We start from the raw sequence: 16,706 nt of genomic DNA, 5'->3' as shown, positions 1-16,706 counted from the left end.
TATTTTACGGTTTTGAGATGTCGACCCGCCGACCGGTGGACTGCAGCATCCGTTCGACCAGATCGCGCACGACCGCATCCGACAACCGCAGCCCGATGCGCTCGGACACGCCACCGCGCGCAACGTAGATCCGGTCAGGGCCGTTCAGCCAGATCTCCTCGATCTCCGGATCGTCGAGAAGCGGCTGCAGCGCCCCGAAGCCACTCACGGCGGCGATCACGTCCCGCACGCACTCGGTCTCGTCGTCGATCATCGCGCCACCGCGCGACAGGGCGAGGTCGTTGTGCCGGCGCACCTCGGACTGCACCACGCGTCGTGCGGCATCCGGTTCGATCGAAGGATCGAGGCCTTCGGCGCGCAGGCGCTGCCGCACACGCTCGGCGACCAGGAGGGACGGATGACTCACCCGAGCATCCTCGCAAGAATCCGCAGAGCGCCTCAGAAGTTATCCACAGGTCGGATTCCCGGGTTCCACCGCCTCGGCGTAAGACCGGCCGGCCAGCCACACAGATGCCGGCTGAGCGGGAGTCCCGATCAGCCGGCATCAGTAGACTGGATCCACCGCGCGGGAGTGGTGAAATCGGTAGACACGCAGGATTTAGGTTCCTGTGCCTTCGGGCGTGTGGGTTCAAGTCCCACCTTCCGCACCGAATCTCACCCACCTCCGGCCGGCGGCATCCGTCAGTCGTCGAGGTCGGTCGCGACGACGCTGAGGTCGGCGGCGAGCGCTGCTTCGAACTCTCGCCCACCGTCGTACCGAACCGTCACCTCGAAGGCGACACCGGGGTCATCGGATGCAGTGACCGAGTCGATCGTTCCGTCGCTCCCGCCAGCGGCAGAAGCAGCAGCGGCAGATGCGGCAGCCGTGATGTCATCGAGGTGGTCGAGATCGAGCACCGCATCGGCGGTCGGGTCGGCATCACGGTCGTACGGGTCAGAGACCACTCCGTCCGTCGACACGAAGACGTCTGCATCGGCGCCGCCGTCCAACTGCACCTCGATCTCGTAACCGCCGAGCTCGACATCGATCGAGCTGACGCCGATGCCACCGGTCGCGTCGAGTGCCGCCGTGGCTGCGGTGATCAGCGATGCCGAGTCCGCGGGCGCGAAAGCCCCTCCCTGGGCCCCCTGCGCATCGTCACGATCGTCGCCATCGGGGCGATCACCGCGACGGTCGTCGCCATCGTCGCCGTGTGGAGCACCGTTCGGGCCGTGCTGGGCCGACGACGCATCGTCTCGGTCGTCATCGCTGAGCTCCATGCCGACGGCCAGACTGACCCCGCCCACCAGCAACAGCGCCAAGCCTGCCCCGATACCGAGAAGCACGGGCTTGCGAAGACCCCGTTTCGGCGCCGCGTCAGCGGCGGGTCCTGCCGGTGTGGTTCCGGAGGCTGGAGCCCCGTTCGTTGCCTCCACAGGAAGTGTCGGTGCTGCTGCCGTCGGGTCGATGGATCCGTTTTCGTTGGTGCGCTCGTTGTCGTTCATATACCCAGCCTGTCTGGCGGGTACTGAAGCGCCACTGAAGAGTCCTGAAGCTCTCTTCAGGACTCTTCAGAAGGGGTCATTCCGCGGTGGACGGCAGCATCAACACGAATCGCGCTCCACCGGAGGCCGCGTCCGTCACCGACACGGATCCGCCGTGCGCGACTGCGATCTCTCGAACGATCGCCAGGCCGAGGCCGCTGCCCCCCTCGTCGCGAGCGCGTCCTTCATCGAGCCGGGCGAACCGCTCGAACACGCGCTCGCGCTGATCGTGCGCGATCCCGCCTCCGTCGTCTTCGACCTCGACCACCACCCAGGGGCCCTCCGCCTGCACTCGCAGGGTCACGGCGGTGCGCGCGTGCCGCGCCGCGTTGTCGGCGAGGTTGCGCAGAGCCCTGGCCAGGAGCACCTCATTGCCTCGCGCACGGCCGGGCGAGACACCGCCGGCATCGACGCGCACTCCGAGGCCTCGAAGCCGGTGCACCTCGGCGAGAGCGAGATCGTCCACGTCGACGGGCACAGCCGTGCCGAGGCCCCGATGCTCGTCGAGTCGGGCGAGCAGAAGCAGGCCCTCGACGAGTTCCTGCATCCGCGCGCCTTCGTGGAGCACGACGTCTGCGAGCGCGTCGGTCGAGATGGACCCGGGGTGCACGGTGGCGACCTCCGCGTGCTGCCGGATCGTCGCCAGCGGCGAGCGCAGCTCGTGCGACGCGTCGCTGACGAACTGCCGTTGCGTTCGCTGGGCGGCTTCGATGCGATCCAGCATCCGATTCATGGTGCCGGCGAGTCGACCCACCTCGTCGTCAGCCCCTCCGCCGTCCAGGCGACGATCGAGGTCAGCCGGGTCGATCTGATCGACCTGACGGCGCAAGCGCTCGACGGGAGCGAGCGCCCGACCGGAGACGACCCACACGACCAGCCCGATCAGGGCGATCGCGAGCGGCACAGCGAAAGCAAGAAGGCCGGTCGCTGCAGAGACCGCTTCGTCGACGTGCTCGACCGGGCGAGCGACGGTGAGAAGGCCCGCATCGCTGTCTTCCGAGGCGGCGAGATAGGAGTCGCCATCGATCGTCACCCGCTCGATATGGTCTTCGGCGAGCTCCGGCAGAAGTTGAGCATCCTCATCGTTGGTGCCAATTCCGTCGTGACCGCGCAGGCGAACCAACACCTCATCGCCGACGCTCCGGATATCGAACCGGCGCTCCTCGACGCGATCGCCGATCGTGTCGAGGTCGCTCTCCAGAGACACCACGACGCCGTCGGTCAGCGAACGACTGAGCAGCAGGACTCCGGCGACGGAGCCGCCGCCGAGAGCGAGCGCGACGACCAGCACGGCGACCACGGTGACGCGTGTGCGAATAGAACGTCCGCGGCGCCGGTGCGGCGGCACCGCGCCCGTCTCAGCCACCATCGGCCGACAATCGGTAGCCGGCGCCGCGGACCGTCTCGATCGCTCGGCGTCCGAACGGGCGATCCAGCTTCGCGCGCAGATGCCCCACGTAGACCTCGACGATGTTCGGGTCGGCGTCGAAGTCCTCGCCCCATACGTTCGCGATCACCTCGCGCTTCGTGACGACCTCACCGCGCCTGCGCATCAAGTAGTCGAGCACGGCGAGCTCTCGGGCGGTCAACGACACCTCGTGTTCGCCCCGGAAGACCTTGCGGGCCGCGGGATCGAGCCGGAGATCGCCGGCCTCGAGCACGGCCGGCCGCTCGCGGACCCCGCGTCGCACGAGAGCTCGGATCCGAGCGACGAGCACCGGGTACGAGAACGGCTTGGTCAGCCAATCGTCACCGCCGGTGTCGAGACCCTCGACCTCGTCCCATTCGCCGTCCTTCGCGGTGAGGAAGAGCACCGGTGTCCAGTCACCCTCTTCACGCAGCGCGCGACACACGCGGTAGCCGCTCATGCCCGGCATCATCACGTCGAGGATGATCGCGTCGTAGTCGCGCTCTCCGGCCATCCGCAGACCCTCGGTGCCGGTGCGCACCACATCGACCGTCATGCCCTCAGCCTCGAGGCCCCGGCGGACGCCGTCGGCAAGGCGCACCTCGTCGTCCACCAGGAGAATCCGCATCCTCCCAGTCTGGACCGCAGACCTGAAGCGCCGCTGAAGCGCGGCCGCCGCATCCCAGGATCCCCTCCGAAGCCACAGCTATACTGGCCCAGCACCGCCGACCGCCTCCTACGACGGGATCCCATGCATCACGCCGCCCTCATCCCCTGGCTCGACCCTGCGACGATCATCGAGGGAGCCGGCCCCTGGGCCCTGCTCGTGGTGTGCTTCATCGTCTTCGCGGAGACCGGCCTTCTGGTCGGGTTCCTGCTGCCGGGCGACACGCTGCTGGTCATCGCGGGTCTGCTCACGCACACGAGCAACATCTTCGGCCTGAACATCTGGGCGGTATCCCTGCTGATCGCTCTCGCGGCCTTCGTCGGCGGTGAAGTCGGCTATCTCATCGGGCACAAGGGTGGCCCCGCTGTCTTCGAGCGCAAGGAATCCGGCCTCTTCAGCAAGAAGAACGTCGAGCGGACGAACGCGTTCTTCGAGCGTTTCGGCGGCCTGACGATCATCCTCGCGCGATTCGTGCCGATCGTGCGCACCTTCGCTCCCGTGGCCGCAGGCGTGGGCCACATGCCCTGGCGCAAGTACACCCTCTACAACTTCATCGGCGCGATGCTCTGGGGCTTCGGCCTCACGATGGTCGGCTTCCTGATCGGCTACATCCCGTGGGTGAGCGACCTCGTCGTCGAGTACATCGACGTCATCCTGCTGATCGCGGTCGGCGGAACCGCCGTCGTCACCCTGTGGCACTACTTCGCCGAGCGCTACAAGGCGAAGAAGGCTGCTGCCGCCGGCGAAGACGTCGTGACGGATGCCGTCGAGGCCGAAGCACTCGCCCTCGACCCCGAGGTCTTCGATCGCGCGCCCGACCTGGACGGCGACGGCAAGCACTGACCTCCGGGTCGCCGTTCAGCTGGCGGTCTTCTTCTTCGCAGGAGCGGACTTCGGCGCTTTCTCGGACTTCGAGGCGTCCTTCTGCTCCTTGGAGCGGGCGACACTCGCACGCAGCGCTTCCATCAGGTCGATGACCTCGCCGCCCTTCGGCTCTTCGTCCTCCGCGAACGTCGTCGACACATCGAAGCCCTCACCGGCCTCGATCTTCGCGTCGATGAGGGTGCGCAGCTCGGTCTGATACTCGTCCACGAACGCACCCGGATCGAAGTCGCCCGAGTAGCTCTCGACGAGGGATGCCGACAGCTCGAGTTCCTTCTTCGAGATCGTGACCTTCTCGTCGAGCGACGGGAAGGCCGCTTCGCGCACCTCATCGGCCCAGAGCAGGGTCTGCAGAACGAGGACATCGCCGCGCACCCGGAGAGCCGCCAGCCGGGTCTTCTGCCGCAGGGTGAACCGCACGATCGCGGTGCGGTCGGTCTCCTCCAGGGTCCGACGCAGCAGCACGTAGGCCTTCGGCGACTTCGAATCCGGTTCGAGGTAGTAGGCCTTGTCGAGGGTGAGCAGGTCGACCTGGTCGGTCGGCACGAACTCCACCACGTCGATCTCGCGGCTCTTCTCGGCCGGCAGCGACGCCAGGTCCTCCTTCGTCAGCACGATCGTCTGCGCGTCGTCGACGTAGGCGCGATCGATGTCGGCGTACGCCACTGTCTCACCGCACACCTCGCAGGTGCGCTGGTAGCGGATGCGCCCGCCGTCCTTCTCATGCACCTGGTGCAGCGGAACGTCGTGATCCTCGGTCGCGGAATACACCTTCACCGGAACGTTCACGAGCCCGAACGTCAGTGCGCCCTTCCAGATGGTCCTCATGACACCAGTAGACACCAGTCGCACCGGCCACGGCCAGCCCCGTGATCGCGTGCCGTGCCCTAACCTGACGTCATGGCGACGGACGGACAGATCGTGCAGGTGGACGGTCGCCGTCTGCGCATCACCAACCTCGACAAGGTGGTCTACCCGGAGACCGGCACGACCAAGGGCGAGGTCATCGCCTACTACTCCGCGATCGCCCCGCTCCTGCTCCCCCAGCTCGCGGGCCGGCCGGTGACGCGAAAGCGGTGGGTCGAGGGGGTCGGCACAGCGGATGCTCCCGCCGATGCGTTCTTCACCAAGCAGCTCGAACCCGGTGCACCGGAGTGGATCCCCCGCATGCCGATCCAGCACTCGGACGGGCCCAAGGAGTATCCGCTCGTCGAAGACGTCCCGACACTGGTGTGGCTCGCGCAGGTCGCGGCGATCGAGCTGCATGTGCCGCAGTGGCGATTCGGCGCCGACGGCCTGCCGGGGAATCCTGACCGGCTGGTGCTCGATCTCGACCCCGGTCCCGGCGCCGATCTCGCCCAGTGCGCCGCGGTCGCGATGATCGCCCGCGGCATCCTCTCCGGAATGGGCCTGGAACCCGTGCCCGTCACCAGCGGCAGCAAGGGCATCCACCTCTACGCACCCCTGCCAGGCACTCAGACGAGCACCGAGATCTCCGCCGTCGTGAAGGAGCTGGCGCGCCTCATCGAGAACGAGCATCCCGATCTCGCGACGAGCACGATGGCGAAGGCCGCGCGCGAGGGCAAGGTGTTCCTCGACTGGAGCCAGAACAACGGCAAGAAGACCACGATCTCGCCGTACTCGTTGCGCGGGCGCGCACGGCCGTGGGTCGCCGCTCCCCGCACGTGGGCAGAGCTGGAATCCTCCGACGTGGCACAGCTCGACCTCGACGAAGTGCTCGAGCGGATGGAAGCGGGCATCGATCCGCTGGCCGGTCTCCGCCCGGACGGCGAGGATGCGCTCGCGCCGTACCTCGCGAAGCGCGACGCCGCCAGGACTCCGGAGCCGATGCCGGAGCGGATCGCCGCCTCCGACGGCGGAATGACGAGGCGCTTCGTGATCCAGGAGCACCACGCCCGTCGACTCCACTACGACCTGCGCATCGAGGACAGCGGCGTGCTCGTCAGCTGGGCGGTGCCCAAGGGCGTCCCGGAGACCGCCGATCGCAACCATCTCGCGGTGATGACCGAGCCGCATCCGATGGAGTACCTGACCTTCGCCGGCACGATCCCAGCCGGCGAGTACGGCGCGGGAGCGATGACGGTGTGGGACACCGGAACGGTCGCACTGGAGAAATGGCGCGACGACGAGGTCATCGGCACGTTCACCGGACTGCCGGATGGTCCGTTGGGCGCTGCCAGGCTCGCCCTGATCCGCACCGGAGGTGAAGGCGAGAAGTCGTCCTGGTTGCTGCACCGTATGAAGGACGAACACCGTCGAGGCCGGCCACGCCCCGCTCCGCGACAGCGATCCGCCGACACCGCACGCACTGAGGGCGAGAGCCGTGCCGCACCGATCCAGCCGATGCTCGCCGAGCACGGCACTCCGCCGATCGCGCGACGGCTCAGCTCCCCCGGCTGGGCGGAGATCAAGTGGGACGGCATCCGTGCGATCGGCGTCTGGCGCGACGGACGGATGACTCTGCAGGCGCGTTCCGGCACCGACATCACCGCACGCTACCCGGAGCTCACCGCAGACGGCGCTCCTGGCTTCGCGATCGACGAGGCCATCGTCGACGGCGAGATCGTCGCGTTCGACGCCTCAGGCCTGCCGAGCTTCAGCCGGATGCAGAACCGGATGCATCTGACCTCGGCGCGCGAGATCGAGCGCGAGGTCGTACGGACCCCCGTGGTCTACCAGCTCTTCGACCTGCTGAGCCTGGACGGGCACGACCTCACTGCCCTTCCGCTCCGCGACCGCCGGGAACTGCTGGAGAGCATCGCCCAGGATCTCGACGCTCCCGTCGTCGTGCCTCCCGTCTTCGAGGACGTGGATGCCGCACTGGAGACGAGTGCCGCACTCGGGCTGGAGGGGATCGTCGTCAAGGACCCCGCCTCGACCTATCGACCAGGCTTGCGTTCGCCCTCATGGCTCAAGCTCAAGCACACGCACACGCAGGAGGTCGTCATCGGCGGCATCCGGCCGGGCAAGGGTGATCGCGGCGGACGGATCGGCTCACTGCTGCTCGGCATCCCCGACGGGGGCGGCATCCGCTACATCGGACGCGTCGGCACCGGCTTCACCGATCGGATGCTGCGCGACCTCACCACCCGACTCGAACCGCTGCGCACCGACCGCACACATCTGACCGGCGTCCCTGCTCCGGACGCGTCTGACGCCCTCTGGGTGCGGCCGGAACTCGTCGCCGAGGTCGAGTTCGCGAACTGGACGCCCGACGGCATTCTCCGCCATGCCCGCTGGCGCGGTCTGCGGCCGGACAAAGGTCCCGACGAGATCGTTCGGGAGCCTTGAAGAACACCGGCGTCACGCGTGATGGGGCTCGCAGTCGGGCTGCTCGGCCGGCTCGATCTGGAAGGTCGAGTGCTCGACGTCGAAGTGATCAGCCAGACAGGTCTGCAGATCGGTGAGCAACCGGCCAGAGCCGCCTTCGGCAAGGAGCTCCGGCTCGACGCTGACGTGGGCACTGAACACCGGCGCCCCACGGGTGAGCTGCCACACGTGCACGTCGTGCACCCCGACGACGCCTTCGTAGTCGAGGAGGTGCTGACGGATCTCACTCACCGCGGTCCCCTTCGGCGCCGACTCGGAGAGCACTGAGAACACCTCCCGCAGCAGGGAGATCGCCCGCGGGATGATCATCGCCGCGATGAACAGCGAAGCGATCGCATCCGCCGGCATCCAGCCGGAGACCATGATCACGATCGCCGCGACGATCACCGCCGCCGAGCCGATCAGATCGCCCATCACCTCGAGGTACGCACCCCGGACGTTGATGCTGGACTTCTGCGCGCGGCTGAGCAGCCACATCGAGATCGCGTTCGCGATCAAGCCGACAACGGCGACGACGAGCATCAATGTGCCGGCGACCTCGACATCGCTCGGATTCAGCAGCCGCCCGATGCCCTCGACCGCGACCCAGCCCGCGAGCAGGATCAGGATCACCGCGTTGATCAGCGCCCCGAACACCTCGGCCCGCTGGTATCCGAAGGTGCGTCGGTCGTCAGCCGGCCGTGCCGCCACCGCGCTCGCGATGAGCGCGATCACCAGGGCGGAGGTGTCGGTGAACATGTGCGCGGCATCCGCGAGAAGAGCCAGCGAACCCGTGAGCGCAGCGCCGACGATCTGCACCACCATCACCGTCGCCGTCAGGCTCAGAGAGATGGCCAGCAGCCGTCGACTGCTGGCCGAGCGGATGCCGGTGGAGGCCGGAGCGTGATCGTGCATGTCCCCAGGCTAGACCGGCGGAATGCCCCGTACGGTCGGTTTCGCCTAGTCGGGAAGGGTAACGATTCTCACCTTCAGCGCGGGCGCCTTTTCACGCACGGATGCGCGAATACCGGAGCACGACGCAGCCGTTGTCGAGCGCCTGGGCGTCGTCGAACGCGAACTGCGTCGGCGCGAATGCGTGGCCGACCATCGGGATGCCGGAACCAGCGATCACCGGATACTTCTTCACGATGAGGCGGTCGATCTCGTCGAGGAGCACTCCCGCGAGTCCCGCACCGCCGGCGAGGTAGATGCCCAGGCCTTCCTCCGCCTTGAGCGCACGCACGCGGGACACCGGATCCGTGCGGACGACCTCGACATTCGGGTCCTCCGGATCGACGATCGTGCTGCTGAACACGAGCGTGCGCAGGTGCGCATACGGGTCGGTGATCCCGAACTGCAGTGCCGGCTCATACGTCCTGCGACCCATCAGCACCGTGTCGAACCCGGTGAGCGGGGCGTCGCCGACGCCCATGGACGCGCGCACGTGGCTGGGCTGGACGTCCGGCAGGTTTGCTCCGAGGAAGGCTTCGAATCCCGGTGTCAGCGGATAGAAGTCGACTTCGTCGTCTGGGCCGGCGATGAAGCCGTCGAGGGTGACGCCGATGTAGTAGGTCAGTTCTCGCATCCGGTCACTTTAACCACTACAAATGCACCACGTCAAGCGTAGTGGTTAAAGTGAGGCGAGGAGGGGAATCAGATCTGCGAACGCGCGGGCCCGATGGGATTGCGCCTGCTTCTCATCCGCCGTGAACTCGGCCACCGTGCGCACGGCGCCATCCGGCTGCGCATCGGGAATGAAGATGGGGTCGTACCCGAAGCCACCGATGCCGGCCGGCGAGTGCGCGAGGCGGCCGGGCCAGCTGCCGACCACGACGTGCTCGGTGCCGCCAGGCGTGACGAGAGCGATCGTGGAGATGAACTGCGCAGCACGATGCTCGTCGGCGATGTCCCGAAGCTGGTCCAGGAGCAGCGCGAGATTCGCGGCAGCATCCTTCTGCTGCCCGGCCCAGTACGCGGAGAACACGCCGGGAGACCCGCCGAGCACGTCGACGCAGATCCCGGAGTCGTCTGCGAGCGCCGGCAATCCGGTGTGCGCCGACGCAGCACGGGCCTTGAGCAGGGCGTTCTCCTCGAACGTCACGCCGTCCTCGACCGGCTCGGGGCCGTCGTACCCGACGATCTCGAGATCGGGCCGGGTCTGCGCCACGATCTGCTGGAACTCGGCGACCTTGTGCGGATTGTGCGTCGCGAGGACGACCTTCATCAGGCGCTCAGCGCGGTGATCTGACGCTCGCGCAGGTCGGCGCAGCCGGCGACGCCGAGTTCGAGAAGCGCATCGAGCTCGCGCTTGTCGAAGGGCGCGCCCTCGGCGGTTCCCTGCACCTCGACAAAGAGTCCGCGACCGGTGACGACCACGTTCATGTCGGTCTCTGCGCGGACGTCCTCGACGTATGCCAGATCGAGCATGGGTGCACCGTCGATGATTCCGACCGACACAGCGGCGACGGAGTCGATGAGAGGTGTCGAGTTCTTGCCGATGAACTTCTTCTCCCGGCCCCACTCGATGGCGTCGGCGAGCGCGACATACGCACCGGTGATCGCCGCGGTCCGCGTGCCGCCGTCAGCCTGCAGCACGTCGCAGTCGATGACGATCGTGTTCTCGCCGAGCGCCTTCGTGTCGACGACCGCGCGCAACGCGCGTCCGATCAGGCGAGAGATCTCGTGCGTGCGCCCGCCGATCCGGCCCTTGACGCTCTCCCGGTCGTTGCGACTGTTCGTCGCACGCGGCAGCATCGAGTACTCGGCCGTGACCCAGCCCTTGCCCTTTCCGTTCAGCCAGCGCGGAACACCGTTGGTGAAGGAGGCCGTGCAGAGCACCTTGGTGCCCCCGAAGCTGATCAGCGCCGACCCCTCGGCGTGGGCGCTCCAGCCCCGTTCGATCGTGATCTCGCGGAGCTGATCGATGGAACGGCCGTCGGCGCGGACGATGTCAGTCATGGGTTTCCTTCAGGGTTGTGGTGAGCGGGCCTGCTCGGCGGCGGATGCGGGAAGTGTGATGACGCCGGTCTGCACCAGCTGCACATCGCGCACCTCGTGCCCCATCAGGCGATTGGCGAGGGCGGTGAACTCGGATGCGGAGTCACCGGTCGCCTCGTAGACATAGCGTGCCGTCGCATCTGGCGACGCCAGCAGGTCTCCGCGCACGAGCTGGCGGTAGACGTCGCCGGCGGTCTCATCGTCACTGGAGACGAGGGTCACGCCCTCCCCCATGACGTAGCCGATCGCACCGCGCAGGAACGGGTAGTGGGTGCATCCGAGGACGAGGGTGTCGACGCCCGCCTCGCGCAGCGGCGCGAGGTATTCCTCGGCCGTCGCGAGCACCTCCGGCGTACCGGTGATGCCCGCTTCGACGAACTCGACGAAACGCGGGCACGCCGCGGTGAACACTTCGAGGGTCTCGTTCACCTCGAGCATGTCCTGGTACGCGCGGGAGCCGATCGTGCCGACCGTGCCGATCACGCCGACCCGCCCGTTGCGGGTCGTGGAGACCGCGCGGCGCACCGCCGGACCGATCACTTCGACCACCGGCACGTCGTACCGCTCGCGCGCATCGCGCAGCATCGCGGCGGATGCGGTGTTGCAGGCGATCACGAGCATCTTCACGCCCTGGTCGACGAGCGTGTCGAGCACCTCCAGCGAATACCGCCGCACGTCGGCGATCGGCTTCGGGCCATAGGGCGAATGAGCGGTGTCACCGATGTACACGAACGATTCACGGGGCAACTGGGCGTGGATCGCGCGAGCCACCGTGAGCCCGCCGACACCGGAGTCGAAGATTCCGATCGGCGCGTCGTTCATGACTCACCAGCCTACCCGCGCACGCGGCGCGAGCGCGTCATCGCTCACTATGCTGAGCGGATGACCTCGTCGACGGCGCTGCTCACCGACCGCTACGAACTCACCATGCTCGCCGCCGCCCTGCGCGACGGCACGGCATCACGCCCGTGCGTGTTCGAACTGTTCTCGCGCCGACTGTCCGGCGGTCGCCGCTTCGGCGTGCTGGCCGGCACCGGACGCCTGCTCTCCCTGCTGCGCGACTTCCGGTTCGGTGACGACGAGCTCCGCTATCTTCGCGACGGTCAGGTGGTGGATGCCGACACTCTGCGCCATCTCGAGAATTACCGATTCAGCGGGTCGATCAGCGGCTACCGCGAAGGCGAGCTGTACTTCCCCGGCTCCCCCGTGCTGACCGTCGAGGGCACCTTCGCCGACGCCGTCGTGCTGGAGACGCTCGCTCTCAGCGTGCTGAACCACGACTCCGCCGTCGCGACCGCCGCATCCCGGATGAGCATCGCCGCCGGCGAACGACCCCTGGCGGAGATGGGATCGCGCCGTGCCGCCGAGGAGTCCGCGGTGGCTGCCGCGCGCGCCGCCCACATCGCCGGCTTCGGTGCGACGAGCAACCTCGAGGCGGGTCGCCGGTGGGGCATCCCGACCATGGGCACGGCGGCGCACTCGTGGACGCTGCTGCACGACACCGAGGAAGATGCCTTCCGCTCCCAGATCGCGAGCCTCGGCACGGACACCACTTTGCTCGTGGACACCTACGACATCCGCACCGGGGTGGAGACGGCGATCCGCGTCGCCGGTACCGGTCTCGGCGGCGTCCGCATCGACTCCGGTGACCTCCCGATCGTCGCCGGCGAGGTGCGAGCCCACCTCGACGAGCTGGGTGCGGTGAACACCCGGATCACCGTCACGAGCGACCTCGACGAGTATGCGATCGCGGCCCTCGCCGCATCGCCTGTGGACGCATACGGGGTCGGCACCTCGGTGGTCACCGGATCCGGTTACCCGACGGCGGGGATGGTCTACAAGCTCGTCGCGAGGCAGGATGCCACAGGCGCATGGATCGGCGTCGCGAAGGCATCAACCGACAAGGGATCCCGCGGCGGACGCAAAGCCGCTTTCCGCACGCTCGCGGATGGTGTGGCCGTCGCCGAGACGGTGGCCGTATCCGACGGGTTCGAAGAGCTGGACGCCGCGTCCGAGCATCCGGACGGCCGCGCTCTTCAGGTTCCGCTCGTCGTCGCCGGCGAGATCGACGCGGCATTCGAGGGCGCTGCCGGAACGGCATCCGCCCGTGCCCATCACCTGCGCGTACGCGAGGAGCTTCCCGTGCGTGCGCTCGCGCTCAGCAAGTCGGACCCGGCGATCCCCACAGTTTTCGTCGACGCGAGCTGAACTCAGCTCAGCCCATCATCGACTCGTAGATCTCCTTGCAGGTGGGGCAGATCGGGAACTTCTCCGGATCACGACCCGGCGTCCACTTCTTACCGCAGAGTGCGCGTACCGGCTTGCCCGAGAGCGCGGACTCGAGGATCTTGTCCTTCTTCACGTAATGCGAGAAACGCTCATGGTCGCCCGGTTCGAGATTCTCCTCGCGGAGGAGCTCTTCCAGTTCGCGATCAAGCGTTGCCACGCCGCCCTGATCGGGGCTGTCCAGCGGAGTACTCATCCCGTGAGTCTAGCCGCGTTGCCGCCGCCACGGGCGGTGTCTCACGCCGTCTCGACGAACTCCATGAGGCGCGTGCCGCTGCGTTCGAAGATCCGACCGCCGATGGCCACACCGATGATCAGCGTGCCGACACCGGTCGCGATTCCGGCCCACAGGGCTGCAGGTCCGTACTCATCACCTTCGACGATCGTCCGCGCGAAAAGCCAGATCGTCGGGATGCTGACGATGAGCGCACCGAGGAACGCCGCGGCCGGTCCGTAGGTCCCGCGAGATCCGGGCCGCTGAGGCTGCTGGAAGGGACTGTCGCCCGGCCGCGAGACGGCGTACGGAGCGACAACCGAGACGACGCTGGACACTCCCAGCGCCGACAGCAGCAGACTCGCGGCCACTCCCGTCAGGGGCAGCAGCAGGCGCCAGTCCTCGGTCAGGAGGAGGGTGAGCGGCACGGCGACGGCGAGCACCGGGATGGCTACGAGCACGATCGGCACCAGGCGACCCAGGCGATCGGGGACGCCGCGCACCCCGCTCGCGACATGAGTCCAGAGGGCGGTGGAGTCGTAGGCGACATCATTGTGCGGCAGCCACCCGAAGAAGAGGGCCATCACCGGGACCGGCACGAGGGCGGCGATCTCGAGAGGCACACCGGCGACCAGCAGCGGCAGCACCGTGAGGGCGCCGGCGACCGGGACGACGATGATGTTCATGATGTAGCGGCGGTCTCGGAGCCAGTACACCAGGCTCCGCGCGGCGATGGCACCGAAGGCGTTCGACGGCAGCAGGCCGAACCAGCCGAGACCGGTGCGCTCGCGCGCCGCGACCGGGCGTTCAGTGGTCGTGAGCAGCCGTCGGACGAGCCAGGACCATACCGCCAGCAGCAGCACCGCGGTGACGACGGCGATGATCCCGCTGATCCAGGCACCCGCCGTGTCGTCCGTTGCGATGTCGAACAGGAAGCCGAACGGGGCCGCGAGAGGTGTGACCCCGAGGGTGGCGGTGACGGCCGCGACCGGACCGGGCACGTGCCCGTCCCACTTGAGCGACGCGAGGAACACGGCGACCGGGAAAGCGACCACCACGATGACCAGGACGAACAGGGCTGTCAGCTCGCGGGAGCGACGCTCGGGAAGCAGCAACGCGTTCACCGCCATGCCGATGCGCGCGACGAGCAGTGTGCAGATCAGCCCGAGGATGCTCATGAGCACCGCGAGCGGCCAGGGAGCCCCCAGCCGGATGGCGACGACGCACACGCTGATGTCGACGGCGAGCAGCGCGAGGCTCGGGATGCTGATGACCGCTGCAAGGACGAGGATCCACGGCATCCGGCGCTCATCCACGCCGAAGACGGCGAACCGTCGAGGATCGAGCTGGTCGACGGCGCCTGTGAGGATCGGTCCGATCAGGAAGCCGAGAAGCAGCGCAGCGCCGCCGAGCATGATCACGGTGCGGGCCACGGCGACCGGCGCGGTGGCGAGGCTAAGGACGGCGAAGCACACCACGGCCGTCGCGGCGACGACCGCCACCAACGCCGTGAGTGTGCGCGCCCGGCGCTCACCGCGGAGCGATCCGATGAGCAGAGCGACTCTCAGTCGGAGAACGTGTGCAACCACTCGAGCCCCTCCACCTCGCCGATTCCGCCGGACAGTTCGACGAAACGGGCTTCGAGTGTCTGACCAGCGCGCACCTCTTCGACGGTGCCTTCCGCGAGCACCTCACCGCCGACGATGATCGCCACACGCGAGCAGACGCGTTCGACGAGATCCATGCCGTGACTGGAGAGGACCACAGTGCCACCATGCGCGACATAGGCGCGGAGGATGTCGAGGATCACCGCGGACGAAACCGGATCGACGGCCTCGAAAGGCTCGTCGAGCACCAGCACGCGCGGCGAATGGATGAGCGCACCGGCGAGCATGATCTTCTTCGTCATACCGGCCGAGTAGTCCGAGACCACACGACTGAGGGCCTCGGTGAGATCGAACGCACGTGCCAGGTCGCCGGCCCGCTTCTCAATGACATCGGATGAGAGCCCGCGCAGCAGTCCGTAGTAGTAGAGGAGCTGCCGACCGGTGAGGCGGTCGAAAGTGCGCAGGCGATCGGGCAGCACGCCCAGCATCTTCTTGGCTGCGAGCGGCTTGGCCGATTGGTCGATGCCGCAGATGACGACGCTGCCTTCATCGGCGCGCAGGAGTCCGGCGACGATCGACAGCGTCGTCGTCTTCCCCGCGCCGTTCGGGCCGACGATGCCGTAGAACGAACCGGCGGGGATGGTGAGGTCGATGCCGTTGACCGCACGGCTGTCGCCGAAGCTCTTCACCAGACCGCGGATGCGGATGGCCTCGGTCGACGCAGACGCCGCGGGATGGCTGTTCTTCCCGGGTGCGGGCGCCGGGTCTTCGCGGGCGGCGGGTGCATCGGCGACCCGCACGTCGGCGGGGGCGGGGGCGGGGGCGACGGGCTCGTCGACCGCGAGAGTCGTCTCAGCGACCGGTTCGCCGACGATCGTCGCCGCGTCGGGCTCGTCGACGAGAGCCTCATCACCGGGCTCATCGATGAGAGCCTCATCACCGGGCTCATCGATGAGAGCCTCCGCGCCAGGCTCGTCGATGAGAGTCTCATCGACTGCCGGGTGCTCGATGGCCACTTCGTCCGCATTCGGCTCTGCCACGGCGACCTCTTCCACGGCCAGTTCTTCCCGGAACAGCTCTTCGATCGGCGCCTCTGCAATCGGCGTCGCTGCCGCGAGTTCCCCGCCGCGCAGCTCCTCCGCGGCCGATTCCTCGTGGGCTGCCTTCTCGGCGGCTGCCTTTTCAGCGGCCGCCTTCTCGGCAGCCGCCGTCTCCGCAGCCGCTTTCTCGGCGGCTGCCTTATCCGCGGCTGCCTTCTCGGCCGCTGCAGCCTTCGTCGCCGCCGCCTTGGCCGCGGCCGCCTTCGCCGCCGTGGTCTTCGCGGAAGCAGAACGCGCTGCTGTGGTCTTCGCCGTCGTCTTTGCGGCGGCCGAGCGTTCTGCTGCTCTCCGCGCCGCCGCCGTCTTCGCGGCGTTGGTCTTTGCGGCCGTGGCCTTCGCCGACTTCGACGCCGCGGCTCGGGCCGCTGCCGTCTGCGCCGCGACGTTCGTCGCGGCATCCGCGCTGCTCGTCGCCGGGATCTTCGCGATCGGCTCGGCGACGACCTCTGCGGTGGGCGCAGCCTTCTCGGCCGCGGCCTTGGCCGGTGTGCGCCGGGCGGGCGTGCGCTGGGCAGACCCCTTTGCCGTACTCGTGCGCTTCACCGGCGTCTTCTTGGCTGCGGGCGCGGCGTCGTCCACTTTCTCGATGCGGTCATCCCCGGTAGCAGTCACTGTTCTAAGGTATCAACGGGTGCAGACTTGTCACGGACACTGCGCAACAATTCAGCCGATGGATAGGCGGAAGACCGCG

Annotated in this window: 16 protein-coding genes and 1 tRNA gene; 4 read left to right on the top strand and 13 right to left on the bottom strand. The window is 68.0% G+C overall.

Going from position 1 to position 16,706, the window contains the following annotated elements; translation table 11 throughout:
• Positions 1 to 4: 4 nt before the first annotated feature.
• Positions 5 to 406: a hypothetical protein gene (locus MRBLWO13_RS11825; protein ID WP_341974195.1), complete on the bottom strand. Its 402-nt coding sequence runs from the start codon at positions 404 to 406 to the stop codon at positions 5 to 7.
• Between the two features lie 159 nt (positions 407 to 565).
• Between MRBLWO13_RS11825 and MRBLWO13_RS11820 the strand changes: the two genes are divergently transcribed.
• Positions 566 to 647: transfer RNA gene (locus MRBLWO13_RS11820), tRNA-Leu, on the top strand.
• 34 nt (positions 648 to 681) lie between these two features.
• On the opposite strand, the gene MRBLWO13_RS11815 is transcribed toward MRBLWO13_RS11820, so the two are convergent.
• From MRBLWO13_RS11815 to MRBLWO13_RS11805, 3 genes are all read right to left on the bottom strand, one after another.
• Complete coding sequence (locus MRBLWO13_RS11815; RefSeq protein WP_341974194.1) at positions 682 to 1,485, bottom strand: hypothetical protein; 804 nt, start codon at positions 1,483 to 1,485, stop codon at positions 682 to 684.
• Positions 1,486 to 1,561: 76 nt separating this feature from the next.
• Positions 1,562 to 2,893, bottom strand: a complete 1,332-nt coding sequence (locus MRBLWO13_RS11810; protein WP_341974193.1) for a HAMP domain-containing sensor histidine kinase — start codon at positions 2,891 to 2,893, stop codon at positions 1,562 to 1,564.
• The gene (locus tag MRBLWO13_RS11805) at positions 2,883 to 3,560 is read right to left on the bottom strand and encodes a response regulator transcription factor (RefSeq protein ID WP_341974192.1); all 678 of its coding nucleotides are present in this window, start codon (positions 3,558 to 3,560) and stop codon (positions 2,883 to 2,885) included. The genes MRBLWO13_RS11810 and MRBLWO13_RS11805 overlap by 11 nt, the downstream gene beginning before the upstream one ends.
• 123 nt (positions 3,561 to 3,683) lie before the next feature.
• Between MRBLWO13_RS11805 and MRBLWO13_RS11800 the strand changes: the two genes are divergently transcribed.
• A complete protein-coding gene (locus tag MRBLWO13_RS11800) occupies positions 3,684 to 4,442 on the top strand; it encodes a VTT domain-containing protein (protein ID WP_341974191.1) in 759 nt (252 codons plus the stop codon).
• Between the two features lie 15 nt (positions 4,443 to 4,457).
• Here the strand turns inward: MRBLWO13_RS11800 and MRBLWO13_RS11795 are convergent, their stop codons facing one another.
• Positions 4,458 to 5,309 carry a Ku protein gene (locus MRBLWO13_RS11795; protein WP_341974190.1) on the bottom strand — a complete coding sequence of 284 codons (852 nt, stop codon included), beginning with the start codon at positions 5,307 to 5,309 and terminating at the stop codon, positions 4,458 to 4,460.
• Positions 5,310 to 5,381: 72 nt separating this feature from the next.
• Here MRBLWO13_RS11795 and MRBLWO13_RS11790 point away from each other — a divergent pair, with 72 nt between their 5' ends.
• Complete coding sequence (locus tag MRBLWO13_RS11790; protein WP_341974189.1) at positions 5,382 to 7,793, top strand: ATP-dependent DNA ligase; 2,412 nt, start codon at positions 5,382 to 5,384, stop codon at positions 7,791 to 7,793.
• A 12-nt stretch (positions 7,794 to 7,805) separates the two neighbouring features.
• Here MRBLWO13_RS11790 and MRBLWO13_RS11785 read toward each other — a convergent pair whose 3' ends face one another.
• The 5 genes from MRBLWO13_RS11785 to murI form a co-directional block, all read right to left on the bottom strand.
• Positions 7,806 to 8,726, bottom strand: a complete 921-nt coding sequence (locus MRBLWO13_RS11785; RefSeq protein WP_341974188.1) for a cation diffusion facilitator family transporter — start codon at positions 8,724 to 8,726, stop codon at positions 7,806 to 7,808.
• 91 nt (positions 8,727 to 8,817) lie between these two features.
• A complete protein-coding gene (locus tag MRBLWO13_RS11780) occupies positions 8,818 to 9,396 on the bottom strand; it encodes a dihydrofolate reductase family protein (protein WP_341974187.1) in 579 nt (192 codons plus the stop codon).
• Between the two features lie 45 nt (positions 9,397 to 9,441).
• Positions 9,442 to 10,035, bottom strand: coding sequence for an RdgB/HAM1 family non-canonical purine NTP pyrophosphatase (gene rdgB / locus MRBLWO13_RS11775; protein ID WP_341974186.1), 594 nt, complete (start codon positions 10,033 to 10,035; stop codon positions 9,442 to 9,444).
• The gene (rph, locus tag MRBLWO13_RS11770; RefSeq protein WP_341974185.1) at positions 10,035 to 10,769 is read right to left on the bottom strand and encodes a ribonuclease PH; all 735 of its coding nucleotides are present in this window, start codon (positions 10,767 to 10,769) and stop codon (positions 10,035 to 10,037) included. The genes rdgB and rph overlap by 1 nt, the downstream gene beginning before the upstream one ends.
• Positions 10,770 to 10,778: 9 nt before the next feature.
• A complete protein-coding gene (gene murI, locus MRBLWO13_RS11765) occupies positions 10,779 to 11,630 on the bottom strand; it encodes a glutamate racemase (RefSeq protein ID WP_341974184.1) in 852 nt (283 codons plus the stop codon).
• A 60-nt stretch (positions 11,631 to 11,690) separates the two neighbouring features.
• Here murI and MRBLWO13_RS11760 point away from each other — a divergent pair, with 60 nt between their 5' ends.
• On the top strand, positions 11,691 to 13,016 hold the full coding sequence (locus MRBLWO13_RS11760; protein WP_341974183.1) for a nicotinate phosphoribosyltransferase: 1,326 nt from the start codon (positions 11,691 to 11,693) through the stop codon (positions 13,014 to 13,016).
• A 7-nt stretch (positions 13,017 to 13,023) separates the two neighbouring features.
• On the opposite strand, the gene MRBLWO13_RS11755 is transcribed toward MRBLWO13_RS11760, so the two are convergent.
• Genes MRBLWO13_RS11755 through MRBLWO13_RS11745 form a run of 3 tightly spaced genes read right to left on the bottom strand, consistent with a single transcriptional unit; the run spans position 13,024 to position 16,627 of the window.
• Positions 13,024 to 13,290: a DUF3039 domain-containing protein gene (locus tag MRBLWO13_RS11755; RefSeq protein WP_341974182.1), complete on the bottom strand. Its 267-nt coding sequence runs from the start codon at positions 13,288 to 13,290 to the stop codon at positions 13,024 to 13,026.
• Between the two features lie 41 nt (positions 13,291 to 13,331).
• Complete coding sequence (locus MRBLWO13_RS11750) at positions 13,332 to 14,897, bottom strand: hypothetical protein (RefSeq protein WP_341974181.1); 1,566 nt, start codon at positions 14,895 to 14,897, stop codon at positions 13,332 to 13,334.
• Positions 14,873 to 16,627 (bottom strand): ATP-binding cassette domain-containing protein, encoded by a 1,755-nt coding sequence (locus MRBLWO13_RS11745; RefSeq protein ID WP_341974180.1) that lies wholly within the window; start codon positions 16,625 to 16,627, stop codon positions 14,873 to 14,875. The genes MRBLWO13_RS11750 and MRBLWO13_RS11745 overlap by 25 nt, the downstream gene beginning before the upstream one ends.
• Positions 16,628 to 16,706: the final 79 nt, after the last annotated feature.

It is taken from the genome of Microbacterium sp. LWO13-1.2 (genome assembly GCF_038397725.1).
Classification (GTDB): Bacteria; Actinomycetota; Actinomycetes; order Actinomycetales; family Microbacteriaceae; genus Microbacterium.
This window is presented reverse-complemented; position numbering and strand designations above follow the sequence as displayed.